This window comes from Microbacterium sp. LWS13-1.2 (assembly GCF_040144835.1).
In the GTDB taxonomy this organism is placed as follows: domain Bacteria; phylum Actinomycetota; class Actinomycetes; order Actinomycetales; family Microbacteriaceae; genus Microbacterium.
The window spans coordinates 3,432,670-3,451,113 of sequence record NZ_CP151632.1 but is presented as its reverse complement, the minus strand read 5'-3'; the positions used below and the strand labels follow the sequence as shown (position 1 = coordinate 3,451,113).

The window sequence follows — 18,444 nt, the reverse complement described above, 5'->3', positions numbered from 1 at the left end:
CGAACTCAGCGGGCGCGGGTGCGCGGGTCCATGGCCTCGCGCAGCGCCTCGCCGAGCAGCGTGAAGCCGAGCGCGGTGATCGTGATGCAGATGCCGGGCAGGATCGCGATCCAGGGGTTCACTGCCAGCTCGAGCTGCGCGTAGGTGAGCATGCGGCCCCACTCGGCGGTCTGCGGCACGCCGCCGCCGAGGCCGAGGTACGACAGGCCGGCGGCTTCGATGACCGCGGTGGCGAGCGTGAGCGTCGCCTGCACGATGACGGGTCCGACAGCGTTCGGCAGGACGTGGCTCATCGTGATGCGGCCGCGACCCAGACCGAGGGTCGCCGCCGAGAGCACGTAGTCGCTCGATCTCTGCTGCAGCATCGACGCCCGCAGCAGGCGCGCGAAGATGGGCACCTGGGCCGCCCCGATCGCGATCATGATCGCGAGCGGCGTCTGCCCCATCAGCGCGGCGATCGAGACCGCGAGCAGCAGCGACGGCACCGACAGCAGGATGTCGACGAAGCGCATGATGAGCGTGTCGACCCAGCCGCCGAAGGTGGCGGCGATGAGTCCGAGGATCATGCCGCCGGCGAGGCCGAGCAGCGTCGACACGATGCCGATGACGAGCGAGGCCCGCGCACCCCAGATGAGCTTGGAGAGCATGTCGCCGCCGAAGCGGTCGAGGCCGAGCGGGAAGCCCTCGATCTCGCCAGGACCGGGGATGTGACCGGGGGTGATGTACTGCTGACCCGGCAGCTCCTCGGGGCCGTAGGGAGCCAGCCAGGGCGCGAAGATCGCGACGAGGACGAAGATCGCGGTGATGACGGCGCCGACCCAGGCGCTCGGGTTGCGGCGCAGGCGCCGGAAGACGTCGCGCCAGAAACCGCCGCCGCGGGTCTTCGCGGCGAGCAGCTCCTTGTCGTCGACGGCGGTGTCGTCGACGGGTCCGCCGCTCGGGGCGGGGGGAAGCATCGCGGACGTCATGCCGCACCTCCGATGTGGTCTCTGATCAGCTGCGCGCGCGTCATCACTGCACCCGCACCCTCGGATCGATGAAGCTGTACGACACGTCGACCGCGAGGTTGATGAGCGCGTAGATGACGGCGATGAAGAGGATGAACCCCTGCAGCACGGGGTAGTCGCGGTTGAAGATCGCGCGGTACAGGAACGACCCGATGCCCGGGTACGCGAACACCGACTCGGTGAGGATCGCGCCCGACAGCAGCAGGCCGAACTGGAGGCCGATCGTGGTCACGACCGGCAGCAGCGAGTTGCGCAGGATGAACCGGCCGCGGATCGTCCCGCGGGAGATGCCCTTCGCCATGCCGGTGCGGACGTAGTCCGAGTTCTGCACCTCGAGCACCGAGGCGCGGGTGATGCGGGTGATGATCGCGAGCGGGATGGTCGCCAGGGCGATGCCCGGCAGGATCAGGTGCAGGAACGCGTCCCACGCGGCATCCCACTCCCCGGTGATGATGCCGTCGAGGACGTAGAAGTTCGTGTAGTGGGTCGCATCCAGTCGCGGATCCTGACGGCCGTCGGACGGCAGCCAGCCCAACTGCACCGCGAAGATCCACTTGAGGATCACACCGAGGAAGAACACCGGGATCGTGATGCCGATGAGGCTGGCGAAGACGGCGAAGTGATCGGCCGGCTTCCCCTGCCTCCGCGCGGCCCAGTAGCCGATCGTGATGCCGACGCCCACCGCGAGGATGATCGCGAACATGGTGAGTTCGAGCGTCGCGGGGAACCGGCGGAGGAACTCCTCCGTCACCGGTCGCTGGGTTTGGATCGAGACGCCGAAGTTGCCCTGCAGCAGCTGGCCGAGCCATGTGAAGTACTGGGCGATCAGCGGCTCGTTGAAGCCGTACAGCTCGTTGATCTCGGCGACGCGTTCGGGCGTGGCCCGTTCGCCGAGGAGGGCGACGGCAGGCCCGCCGGGCAGGGCGCGCACCCAGAAGAACAGCAGAAGGGTCAACCCGAACAGGGTCGGGACGAGCAGGAGGAGGCGCCTGCCGATGGTGCGTAGCACGTGGGAATCTCCGGGGACGGCGACCGGCGGTCGCGGGCGAGCGGACGAGGGGAACCGGGATGCCCCGTCCCGGCGTCGGCCGGGACGGGGCATCCGGTCACGGCGTCACTCGCTGAGCTCGACCATGTTGTACACCTCGTCCTGCACCGGGCTGGCCGGGTAGGACGTGACACGCGCGTCGAACGCGAGGGTCGGCACCGGGTGCGCGAGCGGCACGCCGGGCAGGAACTCCATGATCTGCTCGTTGATCGCGGCGTAGGCGGCCTCCTGCTCCTCCTCGGTCGCGAGACCGCGGGCATCGGTGAGCGCCTGGAACAGCTCCGCGTTGTCGAAGCCCCACTCGTTGGTCGGCAGACCGAAGAACGTTCCCACGAAGTTGTCGGGGTCGTTGTAGTCGCCGGTCCAGCCCAGCAGGTGGATGCCGTGGTCCGTACCGCCCTGGATCAGGTCGAGGTACTCGACCCACTCGTTCGTGACGGGGTTGAGCACGATGCCCACGGCCTCGAGCTGGCTCTGCAGGTTGGTGAAGATCTGCTCGGGGTTGGGCATGTACGGCCGGGAGATGTTCACGGGGTAGTTGAACGTGATCGTCAGCGGGTTCGCCTCCGTGTAGCCGGCCTCCGCCAGGAGCGCCTGCGCGGCCTCCGGGTCGTAGTCGTACTGCGTGACGTCCTCGTTCCAGCCGATCACGGCGTCCGGCATGAACTGGCTCGCCGCGACGGTGCCCTCGGGGAGCACCTGCGTGATGAGCGCGTCCTTGTCGATCGCGTGAGCGATCGCCTGGCGCACCTTCGGGTCGGAGAGGCCCGGAGCGGCCTGGTTCATGCCGAGGTACAGCACGTTGAACGGGTCGCGGTTCACGAGCGAGAACCCGGCATCCTCCAGCGACTGGAGATCGGCGGGCGCGACCAGGTCGTAGCCGTCGATGCTGCCCGACTCGAGCGCCTGACGGCGAGCCGTCGTGTCGCCGATGACCCGGAAGATGACCTCTTCGACCACGCCCTGCTCGCCCCAGTAGTCGGGGTTGGCCGTGAGGACGGTCTGCTCGCCGAGCGAGATCGAGTCGAACATGAACGGACCGGTGCCGGTCGGGTGCTCCTGGCCGTACTCGCTCTGGACCGGCGCCTCCTCGGTGCCGCCCACGTCGTCGGCGCCGTACTCCTCGAGAGCGGTCGGGCTCTGGATCGAGAACGACGGCAGCGACAGCGCGGGGATGAACCCGGCGAACGGCTGCTTCAAGGTGATCGTCGCCTGCGTCTCGCTGTCGGCCGTGCAGCTGTCGTAGATGGAATCAGCACCGAAGCCGCGCATGATGACGCCCCAGTAGTACGCCATGCTCTGCGACGCCGCGACACCGGTGAAGGCGTTCTGGCGGTCGAAGTTGAAGCAGACGGCCTCGGCGTTGAAGTCCGTGCCGTCGTGGAACGTCACGCCCTCCTCGAGGGTGAAGACGTAGGTCGTGTCGTCCGGCTGCTCCCAGCTCTTGGCGAGCAGCGGGGCGGGGTCGGCGGTGCCGGGCACCGTGCCGACGAGCCCCTCGAACATCTGGCGCGCGACGCGGAACGTCTCGCCGTCGCTCGCGAACGCGGGGTCGAGGCTGGCGGGGTCTCCTGACGCGCCGAACACGAAGGTCGTGTCGACGTCGCCGCTCGCCTCGTCGTCTCCGCCTCCGTCGTCGCGCTGACTCGCGCAGGCGGTGAGGACGATCGCGCCGACGGCGACCGCGGCAGCGCCGGCGAGCCAGCGCCTTCTCGCAGTGTGGAGCATGTGCTGTGCACCTTCCATATCGTGTGGGCTCCGCTGCACGTCATCGTGGAGCAGAGGTGCGCGCAAGCCCTCAGCGGGGTGTGATGCTCCGACGCTACCCGGGCGCAGCACCCTCGTCGGTTACACCTGTGTCTCGATTCGGTTTCGGCGGCGACGGATGCCGTGATCTCAGCGTTGTGCGCAGGACTCCGCACGGATGGCGGGCAGAAGTGTCAACGGCGCCCGGTGCGGTGCCGCGCTGCGGCTAACGTGGAGGCATGGCACGCGCACGGGAAGAGGCCGCCGTCCCGGCCGTCCGCCTCTCCGACGGCACACTCGCCCGCGTGGTGCGGTCGCCCTTCGGCGGCGGCTGGGAGCTCGATGTCGACGGCACGCCGCAGTCGCACGTCGACCTCGACGACCCGACCCACCTGCACTTCGAGTACGTCGCCCGCATGGGAGCCGTGATCGACCGGCTCCGGATGCCGGGGCAGCCGCTGACCGCGATCCACCTGGGCGCCGGGGCCCTCACGATCCCCCGTTATGTCGAGGTGACACGGCCCGGCTCGCGGCAGCAGGTCGTCGAGCTGGAGCCCGCCCTCTGGGACCTGGTGCGCGAGAACCTGCCGCTGCCCCGGGGCGCCTCGATCCGGGTGCGGATCGGCGACGCCCGCGAAGCGCTCGGACGGCTGCCCGCGGGCCTCGTCGGCGCCGCCGACCTCGTCGTGTCGGACGTGTACTCCGGGGCGCAGACCCCGGCCCACCTCACCACCGTGGAGTTCTTCACGGAGGCATCTCGCTTCCTCGCCCCCGACGGCGTGCTGCTGGTGAACGTCGCCGACGGCGCCGGCCTCGCGTTCGCGCGCCGGGAGGTCGCCACGGTGCAGGCGGTGCTCGAGCACGTCATCGTGCTCGCGGAGGTGCAGACGCTCAAGGGCCGCCGCTTCGGCAACCTCGTGATCGCCGCCTCCCGGGCCCCGCTGCCCACCGAGTGGCTGCCCCGGCTCATGGCGGCCGGTCCGCATCCCGCCAAGGTGGCGGAGGGCCGCGAGCTCCAGGAGTTCGCGCGCGGTGCCCGTGTCGCCACCGACGCCGACGCGACGCCGTCGCCGAAGCCCTCGGCATCCGTCTTCACCCGCTGACCGCCACGACTCGGCGTGGCACGCCCGCGAGCATCGGAGCGGCAGGCACACTGGGTTGTGCCACCGGCGCGGCGAAGGGAGCAGACGTGAGCTACATCAGCGGGTACGATCCCGACACTCTCCGCGAACAGGTGAATCCGAGCCAGTGCAAGGAGCGGCTCGAAGAGATCGGCGAACAGCGCAGCCTCCCGGCACTCCTCGAGCGCGTGTGGCTCCTCAAGGTGCTCGACCGCGCCGAGGACGCCCTGGTGATCTCGGAGCAGTCCGTGCGGGTGGCGCGCATGGCGGGCACCCGGAAGGACCTCCTGCGGGCCCGCATCCTCCACGCGACCGTGCTGCAGGCGCGGGGCGCCTACGCCGCCGCCGAGCAGGAGCTCACCACCTGCGCGGGAGAGGCCGAGGGACAGGGCTGGGCGAGCATCGGCGCCTTCGCCTACCAGCATCGGGGCAAGGTCCACTTCGACACCGGGGACTACGAGTCCGCCCGCAAGGACTTCAAGCGCGCGCTTTTCCTCCGCCAGGAGTCCGGTGCCACCGAGGACCAGCTCGAGTCCACCCTCCTCGCGATCGACGCCGCCGACCGGCGCCGGGCCGCGGCATCCGTCGCCAGCTGAGGTGGATGCCCTCGCTCTGAGTGTCGGAGATATGTTCTAGTCTCGCCTCCATGTCGGAACTGCATCGCGTGCGGCACTGGGCCGAAGCCCTCATCGCCGCCCACCTCGACCCCTCGTGGAGCTTCGCGTTCGACAACGCCAAGCGGCGCGCCGGTCTCTGCGACTACACGCACAAGCGCATCAGCGTGTCGCGCTACCTCGCGGCGCGCTACGACGACGACACCAACCACCAGACGCTGCTGCACGAGGTGGCGCATGCGCTCGCGGGCCCCCGTGCCGGACACGGGCCCCGATGGAAGGCGGTCGCGCGCGAGCTCGGCTACGTCGGCGGCGCGACCCACCAGGGCGAGACCGCGACGGAGCTCGCTCCGTGGGTGGGCGTGTGCCCCGCCGGCCATGTCGCCTACCGGCACCGCAAGGCGACCAGGCCCACATCGTGCGCGAAGTGCGCTCCGCACTTCGACGAGCGCCACGCCTTCACCTGGACCCGGCGCGAGATCACCCGCGCGACGCGCCTGGCCGCGCTGACCCCGCGGGACTGAAACCGCGCCCTGCGCCCACGGCCCCGGTCGTTGAGCGAGCTTGCGAGTCGAAACGCAGAGACGAAACGCGCTGCACCCCGCGCAGCGCCGCAGCGCCGCAGCGTCGGCGTCAGTACGCGACGAACGAACCGGCACGCAGCACCGGGACGACGGATGCCGCATCCACCGCCGCGGCGTCGAGCACCTCGTCACGCGCGTCGCGATCGAGGAGCTCCTGACCCGAGCCGCTCGCGGTGAGCAGGTGGCGCACCGCACCACGCAGGCCGCGGAACGCCTCGCACGCGGCGGCGGACTCCGGCGACGTGTGGTCGATGCCGAGGGCGCCGAGGGCGTCGACGACCGCGCCGGCGCCGAGCTGGTCCTCGACGGCGAAGCGCAGCGGGGCGTCCGGCTCGCGGCCGCCGAGCTCACCGGCCGCGATCACCGCGATGCTCGTGCGCTCGGCGCGCCGGCGCTGGATGTCGAGCACGGCGCCCGCCACGGCGGCCGCATTGCGGAGACACCCCAGCAGCACCGTGGCGTCCGACCCCGTGGCGGCCTCGGCGACGGCAGCGCCGTTGAGCGACACCGCGTGGGCGGACGCGTCGAGCGGCACGCTCTCGCCGCGCGCGACGGCATCCGTCACCGTCGTGGAGAACCGCAGCACGTCGACGATCACGACGACGTCGGCGGGCACGAGGCGCCGGAGACCTGCGACCCCCCAGTCGTGGCGGACCTGGTACCGGCGCTGGTCGAAGGGACTCTCGGGCATCCGTCCAGCGTAGGCCGCGGCATCCGTGACCCGCGTCCGCCGCCGAGGCGGGTGCGAAACTGGAGCATGCGGATCCTGCTGAAGTTCGTGATCGACTGCGACCCCGACGCCGCGTGGCGGGCAGTGCACTCGCCGCGTGCGGTGGCCGAGCTCTACGGCCCGGTGATGGATCTCGCGCCGCTGGTGCCGCGCGGCCTGCCGACGTCGTGGACTCCCGGCGACGACGTCCCCGTGCAGCTGTCGGCGTTCGGCTCGGTGCCGATGGGGCGGCAGCTGATCCACGTCAGCGAGCGGTCGGTCGACGAGCCCGGCGGGCGTGTGCGCGTCTTCCGCGACAGCGGCATCCCGCTGACCGGTCCGCTGGCGAGCCTCGACGTGTGGGATCACCAGATGGCCGTCTCGCCGGCGCCGGGGCAGCCCGGCAAGACGCTGTGGCGGGACCGCCTCGTCATCGGCGGTCCGACCGCGCCGCTGCTGTGGCCGGTGCTGTGGGGCATCTGGCAGTGGCGCGCGGCGCGCGTGAAGGCCCTCGCCCCCGGCTGGACGCACGACCCCGAGCCCGCCGACGCCTGAGCCGCAGGGACGTCAGGCGCCCCGGTATCACCCGCGTGCGGCTCACGCTCTTCCCCAGCGGAGGAAACCGCTGCAAGGTGGAGCCGAGGACCTGGGGGTGCGACATGACCGATGGTGTCGAGTACGCCGAGCATGCCGACGAGCCGCGCACGCACGTGACGCTGCGGCTCATCGCACAGGACCCTGCGGTCAGCGGCGACGACGGCAGGATCCTGACGGCACGGGTGAAGGTGCCGTGGTCGCGCATGGAGGACGGCCCGCGGGGAGCCCGCCTGCACGTCGTGGACTACGACACGGCGACCGGCCGCTACGTCAAGCACGCGCCGCTGGGCAAAGACGACCTGTTCGCGGATGCCGACGACGAGGTCCTGCGCACAGATCTGGCCTTCCACGCCCAGCACGTCTACGCCACCGCGGCTCGGACGCTCTCCACGTTCGAGACGGCGCTCGGCCGGCGACTGCCGTGGGGCTTCGGCAGCCACCAGCTCTACCTCGTGCCGCACGCGTTCGCCGAGGCGAACGCGTACTACTCGTTCGAGGACCGGGCGCTGCTGTTCGGCTATGTACCGCCCGCCGACCCCCGTGGCGAGGCGGTCTTCACGTGCCTGAGTCACGACGTGGTGGTGCATGAGACCACGCACGCCGTGCTGGACGGGCTCCGCCGCCGGTTCCTCGAGCCGAGCCTGCCCGATCAGGCGGCCTTCCACGAAGGGTTCGCCGACATCGTCGCGCTCCTCTCAGTGTTCTCGATGCGTCCCGTCATCGAGCAGGCTCTCGGCAAGCCCGACAGGAGCGGCCGCATCCCGCGCGGCCGCATCCAGCCCGACGCGCTCCGCAAGAGCATGCTCGCCCGCGTCGCAGAGCAGATCGGCAGCGTGCTGACCCAGGGCCGTGGGGCGCTGCGCGAATCGGCGTTGAACCCGCCCCCGGCGGACTGGGCGAAGCGGCCCGAGTTCGTCGAGCCGCACCGGCGGGGCGAGGTCCTGGTCGCGATCGCCTTCGATCTGCTGATCGAGATCTGGTACCGGCGGCTCCAGGCGCTCTTCTCCCGCCCGAACGGCGAGACCGCCGGCGGCCGCGGTATCACGGTCGACCGCGCACGTGCCGCCGAGGAGGGCGCCAAGGCGGCATCCCAGCTGCTCCATATGCTCATCCGCGGTCTGGACTACCTGCCGCCCGTCGAATTCGACTTCGGCGATCTGCTCAACGCCGTGCTGCTGGCCGACAACGAGCTCGTGCCGGACGACGACCTCGGCTACCGCCAGCTGCTGATGGCCGGGTTCGCCAAGGCCGGCATCCAGCGGTCGTCCGACCGGGTCACCGACGTGCTCGAGGCCGAGCTCGCCCCGCACTATCTCGGGATCAACTTCGCCGGACTGCGCAGCGACCGCGACGAGGTGTTCCGATTCCTGTGGCAGAACGCGCGTCGGCTCGACGTGTCGACCGACTACTACACGGTGATCGAGTCCGTCCTGCCGACGCAGCGGATCGGCCCCGACGGCCTGATCGTGCCGGAGTCGGTCGCCACGTACGTGCAGATGGCCGATATGACCGCACGCGAGTTCACCGACGAGTCGGGGCTCCAATTGTCTCCGGCGATCGACCCGCGCACCCCCATCCAGCTGTTCGGCGGCGGCACCCTGATCTTCGACCAGTTCGGCAGGCTCAAGCTGCACATCCACAAGCGCCTCGACGACTGGCGCCGGCAGCAGAAGCGGCTCGACCACCTCGAGCGGACCGGGCGTCGCGACTCGTCGGCGCGCCTCGGATTCTCGGACGGCTTCGCCCGCGGGCAGACGTTCGCAGAGCTGCACCGCACGCAGCAGGACTCCGGGGAGACATGGTGAGCACTCCGATCCGCGTCCGCGTGCGCATGTACCAGGTCGGCTTCGGCGACTGCTTCCTGGTGTCCGTCGAATACGACGCGCCACTGCCGGACGGGCGCGACACGCGGCACATCCTGATCGACTTCGGCACGAGTCATTCGCCGAGGGAGGGCATGGCGCGCGGCCGCATGGGCGATGTCGCGGCGCTCATCGAGGAGCACACCGGTGGCGAGCTCGACGTTCTCGTGGTGACCCACCGGCACCGCGACCATCTGCGCGGATTCGAGGTCGACGCCGGCGCGGCGATCATGAAGCGACTCGCCCCCAAGCTCGTGGTGCGGTCATGGACCGAGGATCCCGAACTCTCGGAGACCGCGAACGGCCCTGCCGCCGCACCGGACGAAACCGCAGGGGTGAGCCGCGCGTCGGCGAGGTACGCCGCTCTGCTCGCGGAGGCGCAGGAGCAGGTCGCGGGGCTCGCCACCCTGGTGGGTCTCGACGACGAGGTCAGGGCAGCCGCCGAGGACCAGCTCAAGAACGCCGAAGCGGTCGCACTCCTGAACGAGCTGTCGCGCGACGGCCGCGGCCGCTACCTCCACGCCGGCATGGACTCGGGCCTCGCCGACGTCGTCCCGGGGCTCGAAGCGACGGTGCTCGGCCCTCCCACCGTCGACCAGGACCCACGGGTCGCCCGGCAGCGCGAAGAGGACCCGGAGTACTGGCTCACCGCACTGGGGGCGTCGCTGCGTGTGGTGGGTTCCGCTGCCCAGGCCGACGCACGCTCGCCGATCACCCATGGGCCGGGACCGGTGCGCTGGCTGATCGACCGGCTGGCGAATCAGCGGTCCCGCTCCGCCGCACGGCTCGTCCGCGACCTCGACGACGCGCTGAACAACACCAGCGTCATCCTGCTGCTGAAGGTGGGCGGCGTGTCCCTGCTGTTCTCGGGGGACGCCCAGATCGAGAACTGGCGGCACACCCTCGATCAGCTGGGCGACGATGCGGACCTCCGCGACCGGCTGGCGAAGATCGACCTCTACAAGGTGGGCCACCACGGCAGCCGCAATGCGACGCCGCGATCGCTGCACGCACTGTGGAAGGCGCGTGCGGCGGACCTCCCCCGGCTTGCGGCGGTGATGTCGACGCGGCAGGGCGTCCACGGCAGGAACGACAACGCGGTTCCGCAGCAGCACCTCGTCGCGGCACTGCGCGAGGTCGCCGATCTCTACTCGACCGACGACCTCGACGGCGGCGAGGAGTATCTCGAACTCGTGGCGGACGCCGCTCGCGGCCCGTTCCGCATCGTCCCTCCACCGGCATGACGGATGCCGCGGCGCGAAGCCTGCGCCGCGGCACCCGGCCCGCCTCAGTCGGCGAGCGCCTCGACCGGGGCGACTCGCGTCGCCAGTCGTGTCGGCACGACCGCGGCCACCAGCGTGAGGATCGCCGTCGCCACGACGATGATCGCGACCGGGAGCCACGGCACGGCCGGCGCGACCAGCGTCGGCGCGGCGAACGACGGCGGCATCGGCACCGCCCCGAGGAGCGACTGCGCCCCGGCCCATCCGTACGCGGTGCCCAGCACGAGTCCCGTGACGGTCGCGGTGATCGTGATGTGGGCGGCCTCGAGCAGCACCATCCGACGCACCTGGCCCGTCGACACGCCCAGCGCACGCAGCAGTCCGAGTTCGCGCCGGCGCTGCACGACGCCGATCGTGAGGAGGTTGACGAGCCCGACCGCCGCGATGACGGCCGAGACGGCGACGAGGCCCATCATGATGCCCGCGAAGGTGTCCATGAGCGTCGTCATGTCGGTGGGCAGCGGGCCGTCGGCGGATGCCGCGAACACCGCCTTGACCGTCTCGAGCGCGACCGCGAACATCGTCACCAGCGTCACGCCCATCACGACGCCGATGGCCATCCGGCTCGAACGCTCCGGATAGCGGAGGGCGTTCTCGGCGGCCAGGCGCGCCGTGGCCGATCCGCCGAAGAGCCTGCCGACGAGCCGCAGCACCGGCGGCATCACGAGCGTCGCGCCGAGCGTGAGGCCGGTGAAGGAGAAGATGCCGCCGAAGAAGGCGACGATCACTCCGAGCGGGGTCACCAGTCCGAGCAGGATGCCGGACGCCAGCAGGGCGCCGCCGATCGCGAACAGCGTGATCGCGGCGCCGTTGCGCGCGCCCCGCCGGGCGAATGCGTCGTGGGAGGCCTCGACCGACCCGCCGAGCGCCTGCAGCGGCGTGACCGTCAGAACGCGGCGCGAGCCGGCCCAGGCCGCGACCCACGTGGTCAGTGCGACGACCGCCGCCGGGATCACGAGCACCGCCTGCACGACGGCGTAGCCGACGTCCTCGATCCCCAGCGCCCAGGTGGCCAGCGCGACGCCGGCCCACGAGGCGAGCGTGCCGCCGACGAGTCCGAGCGCGGCGCCGATGACGCCGACGACAAGACCCTGCCGTGCGACCTCGGAGCGCTGCGAGCGCGCCGAGGCGCCGATGAGGCGCAGCAGTGCGATGCGCCGCGTGCGTCCGGCGATGACCGTGGCGAACGTGTTCGCGGTCACGATGGCCGCCACGTACACCGCGACACCGATGAGGAGGACGCTCATCATCGCGAGCACGACGGCGAGCGTGCCGCTGTCCCCGATGAAGGGGTCGGCGCGCAGCACGGCCGCGATGAATCCGGTCGCGCTCAGCAGGATCGCGCCGAACGCGCTCGAGATGGCGGCGACGAGGATGCTCGCGCCCATGCCGCGCTCGCGCAGCCAGGCGAGTGGGGAGGCCGCGCCCGACGACGCGGCGGTGACGGATGCCGCGGGCTGCGGCATCCGTCCCGTCTGGGCGAGCGCGGTCACGACGTCACCTGCGCGACCGCGTGGCCGACGGCCGACGCGGCGGCGACCGGCGCCCCGGCGCTCAGCTCGGACGCGAGCATGTACGCCGAGATCTCCTCGGCGCTCTGACGCGGTTTGTCGGCGACGATGCGGCCGTCGCCGAGGAACAGCACCCGGTCGGCGTGCGAGGCGGCGACCGGGTCGTGGGTGACCATTGCGATCGACTGGCCGTGCTCGCGCGTGGCGGCGGCGAGGAGGGCGAGCACCTCGCGCCCCGAGCGCGAGTCGAGGTTGCCGGTCGGCTCGTCGGCGAACACGAGATCGGGAGCCGTCGCGAGCGCGCGGGCGATCGCGACGCGCTGCTGCTGGCCCCCCGACAGCTGGTGCGGCCGGTGGCCGAGGCGGCTGGTGAGGCCGAGGCGCTCGACGAGACCGTCGATGCGCGCCCGCTCGAGCGTCGTCGGACGGCGCCCGTCGAGGTCGAACGGCAGCAGGATGTTGCCGAGGGCATCGAGGGTGGGCACGAGGTTGAACGCCTGGAAGACGAATCCCACCCGGCGGCGGCGCAGGACCGTCAGCTCGAGGTCGGAAAGACCGGTGATGTCGGTGTCGCCGATCCAGGCCCGGCCGGAGCTCGGCGCGTCGAGACCCGCCATGATGTGCATCAGCGTCGACTTGCCCGACCCCGACGGCCCCATGATCGCGGTGAACTCGCCGCGGCGGATGCCGACGCTCACCCCGTCGAGCGCGTGCACCGTGCTCTCGCCTGTGCCGTAGGTCTTGCTGAGCTGCTGCACCCGGGCGGCGAGGCCCAGGTCGGTCGATGAGAGTTCCATGACTCCGACAGTAGGAACGGGCACCCGTCGCGCGCGTCGGCCCGGCGAGGCATCCCGCGTACATCTCCGGGATGATCTTCCCCGCGCCGCCTCGCAGGACTATCGTCGCGTCCAGCCCGACCGCCGCGTCTCGAGGAGCCGCCATGCCCGCTACGCCCCTGCCGCCCAGCGGCGCGCTGCCCGAAGACCCGAAGACGTGCGACGCGAGTGGGATGGTGGAGATCCATCGCCTCTTCCGCCGCGGGTTCGGCGAGGCACCCGACCTCATCGGACGGGTGCGCGCGGGCGACACCGCGCACGCAGCGGTCGTCGCGACGCAGCTGGAGACGCTGTCTCTCGGGCTGCACGCACACCACGAGGGTGAGGACGAACGGCTGTGGCCGGCACTCGATGAACGGGCGCCATCATGCGCCGCGCACGTCGAGCGCATGAAGGCTCAGAACGCCGAGCTGCTCGTGCACCTGAGCGCGATGGATCGGGCACTGCCGGCGTGGCGCGCTTCGGCGACCGCAGCGGATGCCGCGCCCGTGCTGGCTGCCTTCGACGGCGTCAACGCGGCGATCGCGGTGCATCTCCCCGACGAGGAGACCAATATCGTGCCCGTCATGGAACACACCATCACCGAGGCCGAGGTGGAGTGGTTCTCGGAGCACGGCCGCGCCTCGATCCCCAAGGGCCAGACGTGGCAGCAGCTGGGCGAGATCCTCGCCGCGCAGCCCGACGGCGGCGACGAGTGGCTGCACAAGCACATGCCCGCGCCCGGCCGTCTCGCCTGGCGCTGGATCGGCCGACGCAAGTACGCCGCCCACCGCGTCGCGCTCGAGGGCCGCTGACGCACCGTGGTTCGCCGCCGCGCGGACCCGCCCGCGCTGGCGGCGGCATCCGTTCACGGAGTGACGCCGCCCGGCTCGGACTACGCGAGGCCGTGCTCGAACGCGAACACGACGAGCTGCACGCGGTCGCGCAGCGCGAGCTTCGTGAGGATGCGGCTGATGTGCGTCTTCACGGTGGCCTCCGAGAGGAACTCCCGCGCGGCGATCTCGGCGTTCGAGAGGCCGCGCGCGGCGAGGGCGAAGATCTCGCGCTCACGGTCGGTGAGGTCGCCGTAGGCGGGCGGCATGGGCCGGGGCGCGGCATCCGTGAAGCGCTCGAAGAGCTCGCGAGTGGCGGATGCCGCGATCACGGCCGAACCGGCATGCACGGTGCGGATCGCGGCGAGGAGGAACTCGGGGTCGGCGTCCTTGAGGAGGAACCCGCTCGCGCCCTGCCGGATGGCCCGGGCCGCCGCCTCGTCGAGATCGAAGGTCGTGAGCATCACGATGCGCGGGGGTTCGGCGTCGGTGAGCAGCTCGGCGGTGGCCGCGAGGCCGTCCATGACGGGCATGCGGATGTCCATGAGCACCACGTCCGGCCGCGACCGGCGCACCGCGTCGATCCCCTCACGGCCGTCGGCCGCCTCGGCGACGACCTCGAGATCGGGCTGCGAGTCGATGAGCATGCGGATGCCGGCGCGGAACAGCGCCTGGTCGTCGACGAGCACGACGCGGATCATGCGAGATCTCCGATCGGGATGTGCGCGCGCACGGTGAAGGCGCCGAACTCGTCGGCCGCGTCGAGGCGGCCGCCCGCGAGCTGGGCGCGCTCGCGCATGCCGATGAGTCCGTGTCCGAACCTGGCCGGCTGGGTGCCGGGCACGATCGGGTTGCGCACATCGAGTTCGACGCGATCGGGTAGCCAGGCGAGCCGCACGTCGACAGGGCCGCCAGGGGCACCGTGGCGGAGCGCATTCGTCAGCGCCTCCTGCAGGATGCGGTAGACCGCGAGCTGCACGGCCGCCGCCGGTTCGCCCTCGGCCGAGCTGCGCTGCGGTGCGGGGTCGACGTCGACGCGCAGCTCCACGCCGGCGGCGCGCACCTGCGCGTAGAGCTCTTCGAGGTCGGCGATCGTCGGCTGCGGTCCGTCCCCCTGGCGATGGCGCAGCTGGCCGAGGAGCAGCCGCACGTCGGCCAGCGCCGAACGCGCGGTGCTCGAGATCGTCGCCAGCGCATCGGTCGCGACCGCGGGATCGGCCGCGACGGCGTAGCGCGCTCCGTCGGCCTGGGCGATCACGACCGCGAGCGAGTGCGCGACGACGTCGTGCATGTCGCGGGCGATGCGCACCCGCTCCTGCTCGGCGACGGTCTCCGCCTCGGCGCGCTGCTGCGCCTCGCGATTCTCCCGTGCCCGCACCGCCGTGCGCACGAGCGCGCCGATCGTCCACGAGAGCCCCAGGGCGAAGGCGGCGGCGACGAGCGTGACGAGGGCGATGGGCAGCGTCTGCCACGACAGCCCGCCCCCGGCGAACACCGGTCCGGCGAACAGGTAGACGGTGATCACGAGAGCGCCGACGATCGCCGAGACGAACCCTGCCCAGTACACCGGCCGCACCCCGTACGCCGCCGTGGCGTACAGCACCGCGAAGATCGCGACGTCCGAGAAGCTGGGCGGGCGCCCCAGGCCGATCTGCGCCACGGCGCCCAGCCACGCGAGCCCGAGCGCGAGGGCGGGCGACAGCCGGCGCACCGCCAGAGCGGCGCTGAAGATGCCGGCGATGAGCAGGCCGAACACGGTGTGCCCGTCCGATCCGATCAGGTACTCCACGCCGAACGCACCCGTCGCTGTGACTGCCTCGACCGGCCAGGCGACCAGCAGGAAGACCAGCGCGACCGAGACGTCGGTGACGAGCTGGTACGTCTTCAGGCGGCGGAACACCGTTTCACGTTACGGGACGCGCTGTGCGGCGGCATCCGTCCGGAGATGTACCTCGGATGCCGCGGCATCCGTCCTGCGATCCATCGAAAGGTCTGCCGAGCCAACCATTGCGCCGCACCGGGTCAGGCTTTACTGTCGCGTCACAGGCCGAAACCGACGGGAAACGTCGGGTCGACAGGATCGGGGTGCAGGGCCGCCGCGGGAGCGGACCCCGCCGGTCCCACCCGAGGGACGAGGAACACGGCATCCGCCGGTTCACGAACGGAGAGACGATGACGACGGTACGCGCGGCGATTTCGCAGACCACCTGGACGGGCGACAAGGAGTCGATGCTCGACAAGCACGAAGGTTTCGCGCGGGATGCCGCGAGCCAGGGCGCGCAGGTCGTGTGCTTCCAGGAGCTGTTCTACGGCCCCTACTTCGGGATCACGCAGGACAAGAAGTACTACCGCTTCGCCGAGCCGGTCGACGGCCCCATCGTGCAGCGCTTCGCCGCGGTCGCCAAGGAGCTCGGGCTCGTGATGGTGCTCCCCATCTACGAGGAGGCCGAGACCGGGGTCTACTACAACACCACGGTGCTGGTCGATGCAGACGGCACCACCCTCGGCATCTACCGCAAGCACCACCTGCCGCACCTCGACCGGTTCTGGGAGAAGTTCTACTTCCGCCCCGGCAACCTCGGGTACCCCGTCTTCGAGACCGCGGTGGGACGCGTCGGCATGTACATCTGCTACGACCGCCACTTCCCCGAGGGATGGCGCGAGCTCGGCCTCGCCGACGCGCACATGGTCTTCAACCCGAACGCCACCAAGCCCGGGCTGTCGAACCGGCTGTGGGAGGTCGAAGGACCCGCCGCGGCCGTCGCCAACGGGTACTTCGTGCTGCAGCCCAACCGGGTCGGCCGCGAGGACAACGAATACGGCGACCTCGCGGTGGACTTCTACGGCACGAGCCAGGTGATCGATCCGCGGGGCAACTTCGTCGGCGAGCGCGGGTCGGGCGAGCACGAGGAGCTGCTCGTTCGCGACCTCGACCTCGACATGGTGCGCGAGATGCGCGACGACTGGCAGTTCTACCGCGATCGCCGGCCCGACTCGTACACCCGGATCGCGAAGCCGTGACCGATATGCGGTCGTTCCCCTCCCGGTCGTTGAGCGAGGGAGCGCAGCGACCGAGACGAAACGCGCCGAACCGACGTCACGCAGCGGCCCGAGGCGTTTCGGCTCTGCGTTTCGACTCGCAAGCTCGCTCAACGACCGCGTTCCTCGCACGCTCAACGACCGGTGGGAGAGTGGCTCGCGGCGCTTCGACTCGCAAGCTCGCTCAACGACCGGGATCAAGGGAGATGCAATGACCACCACATTGATCAAGGGCGGGACCGTCGTCTCGGCGACCGGTCGCGGCGAAGCGGACGTGCTCATCGACGGCGAGACCATCGCCGCCGTCCTGGCGCCGGGATCGCAGCTTCTCGGGACGGATGTCGCGGCATCCGTCGACACCGTCATCGACGCCACCGGCAAGTACGTGATCCCCGGCGGCATCGACGCGCACACCCACATGGAGCTGCCCTTCGGCGGCACGAACGCCTCCGACACATTCGAGACCGGCACGCGGGCGGCGGCCTGGGGCGGCACCACGTCGATCATCGACTTCGCGGTGCAGCGCTACGGCGAGCGCGTGCAGGACGGCCTGGCCGCCTGGCACGAGAAGGCCGCCGGCAACTGCGCGATCGACTACGGCTTCCACCAGATCGTCGGCGGCGTCGACGAGGACTCGCTCGCCGCGATGCGGGGCCTCCTCGACGAGGGCATCTCCAGCTTCAAACTGTTCATGGCCTACCCCGGCGTCTTCTACTCCGACGACGCGCAGGTGCTGAAGGCGATGCAGGTGTCGGCAGAGACCGGCCTGCTCACGATGATGCACGCCGAGAACGGTCCGGCGATCGACGTGCTGGCGGCGCAGCTGGCGGATGCCGGCAAGAAGGCGCCGTACTATCACGGCATCGCCCGCGCCTGGCAGATGGAGGAGGAGGCCACCCACCGCGCGATCATGCTCGCGAATCTCACCGGTGCGCCCCTCTACACGGTGCACGTGAGCGCCAAGCAGGCGGTTGATCAGATCGCCTGGGCGCGCGACCAGGGCTGGAACGTGTTCGGCGAGACCTGCCCGCAGTACCTCTACCTTTCGCTCGAGGAGCAGCTCGGCGCGTTCAGCGAGGAGTGGGGGCAGTTCGAGGGGGCGAAGTGGGTGTGCTCGACGCCGCTGCGGAGCGCCAAGGACGGCCACCAGCACCACATGTGGCAGGCGCTGCGCACCAACGACATCCAGATGGTCTCGACCGACCACTGCCCGTTCTGCATGAAGGGGCAGAAGGACCTCGGCCTCGACGACTTCCGCGCGATCCCCAACGGCATCGGGTCGGTCGAGCACCGCATGGACCTCATGTACCAGGGCGTCGTCACCGGCAAGATCACGCTCGAACGGTGGGTGGAGCTCACCTCGACCACGCCCGCGCGCATGTTCGGCCTCTACGGTCGCAAGGGCGTGATCCAGCCGGGCGCCGACGGCGACGTCGTGGTCTACGACCCGAACGGCCACACCAGCATCTCTGCGGCATCCCACCACATGAACATGGACCACTCGGCGTGGGAGGGAATCGAGATCGACGGGCACGTCGACACCGTGATCTCACGCGGCAAGGTCCTGATCGACGGCGGCCAGTACCACGGCGCCAAGGGCGACGGCCGCTTCCTCAAGCGCGGCCTCTCGCAGTACCTCATCTGACCATGGCACGTTTCGTCTCTGCGTTTCGTC

Annotated in this window: 17 protein-coding genes; 9 read left to right on the top strand and 8 right to left on the bottom strand. The window is 70.9% G+C overall.

Annotated features, from left to right (window positions below):
* Positions 1-5: 5 nt before the first annotated feature.
* The 3 genes from MRBLWS13_RS15985 to MRBLWS13_RS15975 form a co-directional block, all read right to left on the bottom strand.
* Positions 6-968, bottom strand: coding sequence for an ABC transporter permease (locus tag MRBLWS13_RS15985; protein ID WP_349426319.1), 963 nt, complete (start codon positions 966-968; stop codon positions 6-8).
* A 43-nt stretch (positions 969-1,011) separates the two neighbouring features.
* The gene (locus tag MRBLWS13_RS15980) at positions 1,012-2,016 is read right to left on the bottom strand and encodes an ABC transporter permease (protein WP_349426318.1); all 1,005 of its coding nucleotides are present in this window, start codon (positions 2,014-2,016) and stop codon (positions 1,012-1,014) included.
* A 105-nt stretch (positions 2,017-2,121) separates the two neighbouring features.
* Positions 2,122-3,783, bottom strand: a complete 1,662-nt coding sequence (locus tag MRBLWS13_RS15975; protein ID WP_349426317.1) for an ABC transporter substrate-binding protein — start codon at positions 3,781-3,783, stop codon at positions 2,122-2,124.
* Between the two features lie 257 nt (positions 3,784-4,040).
* Between MRBLWS13_RS15975 and MRBLWS13_RS15970 the strand changes: the two genes are divergently transcribed.
* The 3 genes from MRBLWS13_RS15970 (at position 4,041) to MRBLWS13_RS15960 (ending at position 6,060) form a co-directional block, all read left to right on the top strand.
* Positions 4,041-4,904 (top strand): fused MFS/spermidine synthase, encoded by an 864-nt coding sequence (locus MRBLWS13_RS15970; RefSeq protein WP_349426316.1) that lies wholly within the window; start codon positions 4,041-4,043, stop codon positions 4,902-4,904.
* 86 nt (positions 4,905-4,990) lie between these two features.
* Positions 4,991-5,518, top strand: a complete 528-nt coding sequence (locus MRBLWS13_RS15965; RefSeq protein ID WP_349426315.1) for a tetratricopeptide repeat protein — start codon at positions 4,991-4,993, stop codon at positions 5,516-5,518.
* A 50-nt stretch (positions 5,519-5,568) separates the two neighbouring features.
* Positions 5,569-6,060 carry a SprT-like domain-containing protein gene (locus MRBLWS13_RS15960; RefSeq protein WP_331910833.1) on the top strand — a complete coding sequence of 164 codons (492 nt, stop codon included), beginning with the start codon at positions 5,569-5,571 and terminating at the stop codon, positions 6,058-6,060.
* A 109-nt stretch (positions 6,061-6,169) separates the two neighbouring features.
* Here MRBLWS13_RS15960 and MRBLWS13_RS15955 read toward each other — a convergent pair whose 3' ends face one another.
* Positions 6,170-6,811 (bottom strand): 2-phosphosulfolactate phosphatase, encoded by a 642-nt coding sequence (locus MRBLWS13_RS15955; RefSeq protein WP_349426314.1) that lies wholly within the window; start codon positions 6,809-6,811, stop codon positions 6,170-6,172.
* A 66-nt stretch (positions 6,812-6,877) separates the two neighbouring features.
* Here MRBLWS13_RS15955 and MRBLWS13_RS15950 point away from each other — a divergent pair, with 66 nt between their 5' ends.
* The 3 genes from MRBLWS13_RS15950 to MRBLWS13_RS15940 all read left to right on the top strand — a co-directional run bounded on the left by MRBLWS13_RS15950 (position 6,878) and on the right by MRBLWS13_RS15940 (position 10,532).
* Positions 6,878-7,384 carry a hypothetical protein gene (locus MRBLWS13_RS15950; RefSeq protein WP_349426313.1) on the top strand — a complete coding sequence of 169 codons (507 nt, stop codon included), beginning with the start codon at positions 6,878-6,880 and terminating at the stop codon, positions 7,382-7,384.
* A gap of 104 nt (positions 7,385-7,488) precedes the next feature.
* Complete coding sequence (locus tag MRBLWS13_RS15945; RefSeq protein WP_349426312.1) at positions 7,489-9,231, top strand: hypothetical protein; 1,743 nt, start codon at positions 7,489-7,491, stop codon at positions 9,229-9,231.
* Positions 9,228-10,532 (top strand): hypothetical protein, encoded by a 1,305-nt coding sequence (locus MRBLWS13_RS15940; protein WP_349426311.1) that lies wholly within the window; start codon positions 9,228-9,230, stop codon positions 10,530-10,532. The genes MRBLWS13_RS15945 and MRBLWS13_RS15940 overlap by 4 nt, the downstream gene beginning before the upstream one ends.
* Before the next feature lie 44 nt (positions 10,533-10,576).
* On the opposite strand, the gene MRBLWS13_RS15935 is transcribed toward MRBLWS13_RS15940, so the two are convergent.
* Entirely contained in the window at positions 10,577-12,064 is a 1,488-nt protein-coding gene (locus tag MRBLWS13_RS15935; protein ID WP_349426310.1) for an FtsX-like permease family protein, read from the bottom strand.
* Positions 12,061-12,879 carry an ABC transporter ATP-binding protein gene (locus MRBLWS13_RS15930; RefSeq protein WP_349426309.1) on the bottom strand — a complete coding sequence of 273 codons (819 nt, stop codon included), beginning with the start codon at positions 12,877-12,879 and terminating at the stop codon, positions 12,061-12,063. The genes MRBLWS13_RS15935 and MRBLWS13_RS15930 overlap by 4 nt, the downstream gene beginning before the upstream one ends.
* A gap of 143 nt (positions 12,880-13,022) precedes the next feature.
* On the opposite strand from MRBLWS13_RS15930, the gene MRBLWS13_RS15925 reads away from it, so the two are divergent.
* Positions 13,023-13,712 carry a hemerythrin domain-containing protein gene (locus MRBLWS13_RS15925; protein WP_349426308.1) on the top strand — a complete coding sequence of 230 codons (690 nt, stop codon included), beginning with the start codon at positions 13,023-13,025 and terminating at the stop codon, positions 13,710-13,712.
* A gap of 80 nt (positions 13,713-13,792) precedes the next feature.
* Here MRBLWS13_RS15925 and MRBLWS13_RS15920 read toward each other — a convergent pair whose 3' ends face one another.
* Both MRBLWS13_RS15920 and MRBLWS13_RS15915 read right to left on the bottom strand, forming a co-directional pair.
* Entirely contained in the window at positions 13,793-14,431 is a 639-nt protein-coding gene (locus MRBLWS13_RS15920) for a response regulator transcription factor (protein ID WP_349426307.1), read from the bottom strand.
* Positions 14,428-15,630, bottom strand: a complete 1,203-nt coding sequence (locus tag MRBLWS13_RS15915; RefSeq protein ID WP_349426306.1) for a histidine kinase — start codon at positions 15,628-15,630, stop codon at positions 14,428-14,430. Before MRBLWS13_RS15915 ends, MRBLWS13_RS15920 begins: the two co-directional genes overlap by 4 nt.
* Before the next feature lie 272 nt (positions 15,631-15,902).
* On the opposite strand from MRBLWS13_RS15915, the gene MRBLWS13_RS15910 reads away from it, so the two are divergent.
* Together MRBLWS13_RS15910 and hydA are read left to right on the top strand one after the other, a co-directional pair.
* A complete protein-coding gene (locus tag MRBLWS13_RS15910; protein WP_349426305.1) occupies positions 15,903-16,751 on the top strand; it encodes a nitrilase-related carbon-nitrogen hydrolase in 849 nt (282 codons plus the stop codon).
* A gap of 229 nt (positions 16,752-16,980) precedes the next feature.
* Positions 16,981-18,414 (top strand): dihydropyrimidinase, encoded by a 1,434-nt coding sequence (gene hydA / locus MRBLWS13_RS15905; protein ID WP_349426304.1) that lies wholly within the window; start codon positions 16,981-16,983, stop codon positions 18,412-18,414.
* Positions 18,415-18,444 lie beyond the last annotated feature (30 nt).

Excerpts from the sequence above, each read along its gene's own strand:
- MRBLWS13_RS15925 (WP_349426308.1), top strand. The coding sequence starts at position 13,023 with ATGCCCGCTACGCCCCTGCCGCCCAGCGGCGCGCTGCCCGAAGACCCG.
- MRBLWS13_RS15960 (WP_331910833.1), top strand. The coding sequence starts at position 5,569 with ATGTCGGAACTGCATCGCGTGCGGCACTGGGCCGAAGCCCTCATCGCC.
- MRBLWS13_RS15955 (WP_349426314.1), bottom strand. The coding sequence starts at position 6,811 with ATGCCCGAGAGTCCCTTCGACCAGCGCCGGTACCAGGTCCGCCACGAC.
- MRBLWS13_RS15910 (WP_349426305.1), top strand. The coding sequence starts at position 15,903 with ATGACGACGGTACGCGCGGCGATTTCGCAGACCACCTGGACGGGCGAC.
- MRBLWS13_RS15950 (WP_349426313.1), top strand. The coding sequence starts at position 6,878 with ATGCGGATCCTGCTGAAGTTCGTGATCGACTGCGACCCCGACGCCGCG.
- MRBLWS13_RS15930 (WP_349426309.1), bottom strand. The coding sequence starts at position 12,879 with ATGGAACTCTCATCGACCGACCTGGGCCTCGCCGCCCGGGTGCAGCAG.
- MRBLWS13_RS15975 (WP_349426317.1), bottom strand. The coding sequence starts at position 3,783 with ATGCTCCACACTGCGAGAAGGCGCTGGCTCGCCGGCGCTGCCGCGGTC.
- MRBLWS13_RS15985 (WP_349426319.1), bottom strand. The coding sequence starts at position 968 with ATGACGTCCGCGATGCTTCCCCCCGCCCCGAGCGGCGGACCCGTCGAC.
- hydA (WP_349426304.1), top strand. The coding sequence starts at position 16,981 with ATGACCACCACATTGATCAAGGGCGGGACCGTCGTCTCGGCGACCGGT.
- MRBLWS13_RS15970 (WP_349426316.1), top strand. The coding sequence starts at position 4,041 with ATGGCACGCGCACGGGAAGAGGCCGCCGTCCCGGCCGTCCGCCTCTCC.
- MRBLWS13_RS15920 (WP_349426307.1), bottom strand. The coding sequence starts at position 14,431 with ATGATCCGCGTCGTGCTCGTCGACGACCAGGCGCTGTTCCGCGCCGGC.
- MRBLWS13_RS15945 (WP_349426312.1), top strand. The coding sequence starts at position 7,489 with ATGACCGATGGTGTCGAGTACGCCGAGCATGCCGACGAGCCGCGCACG.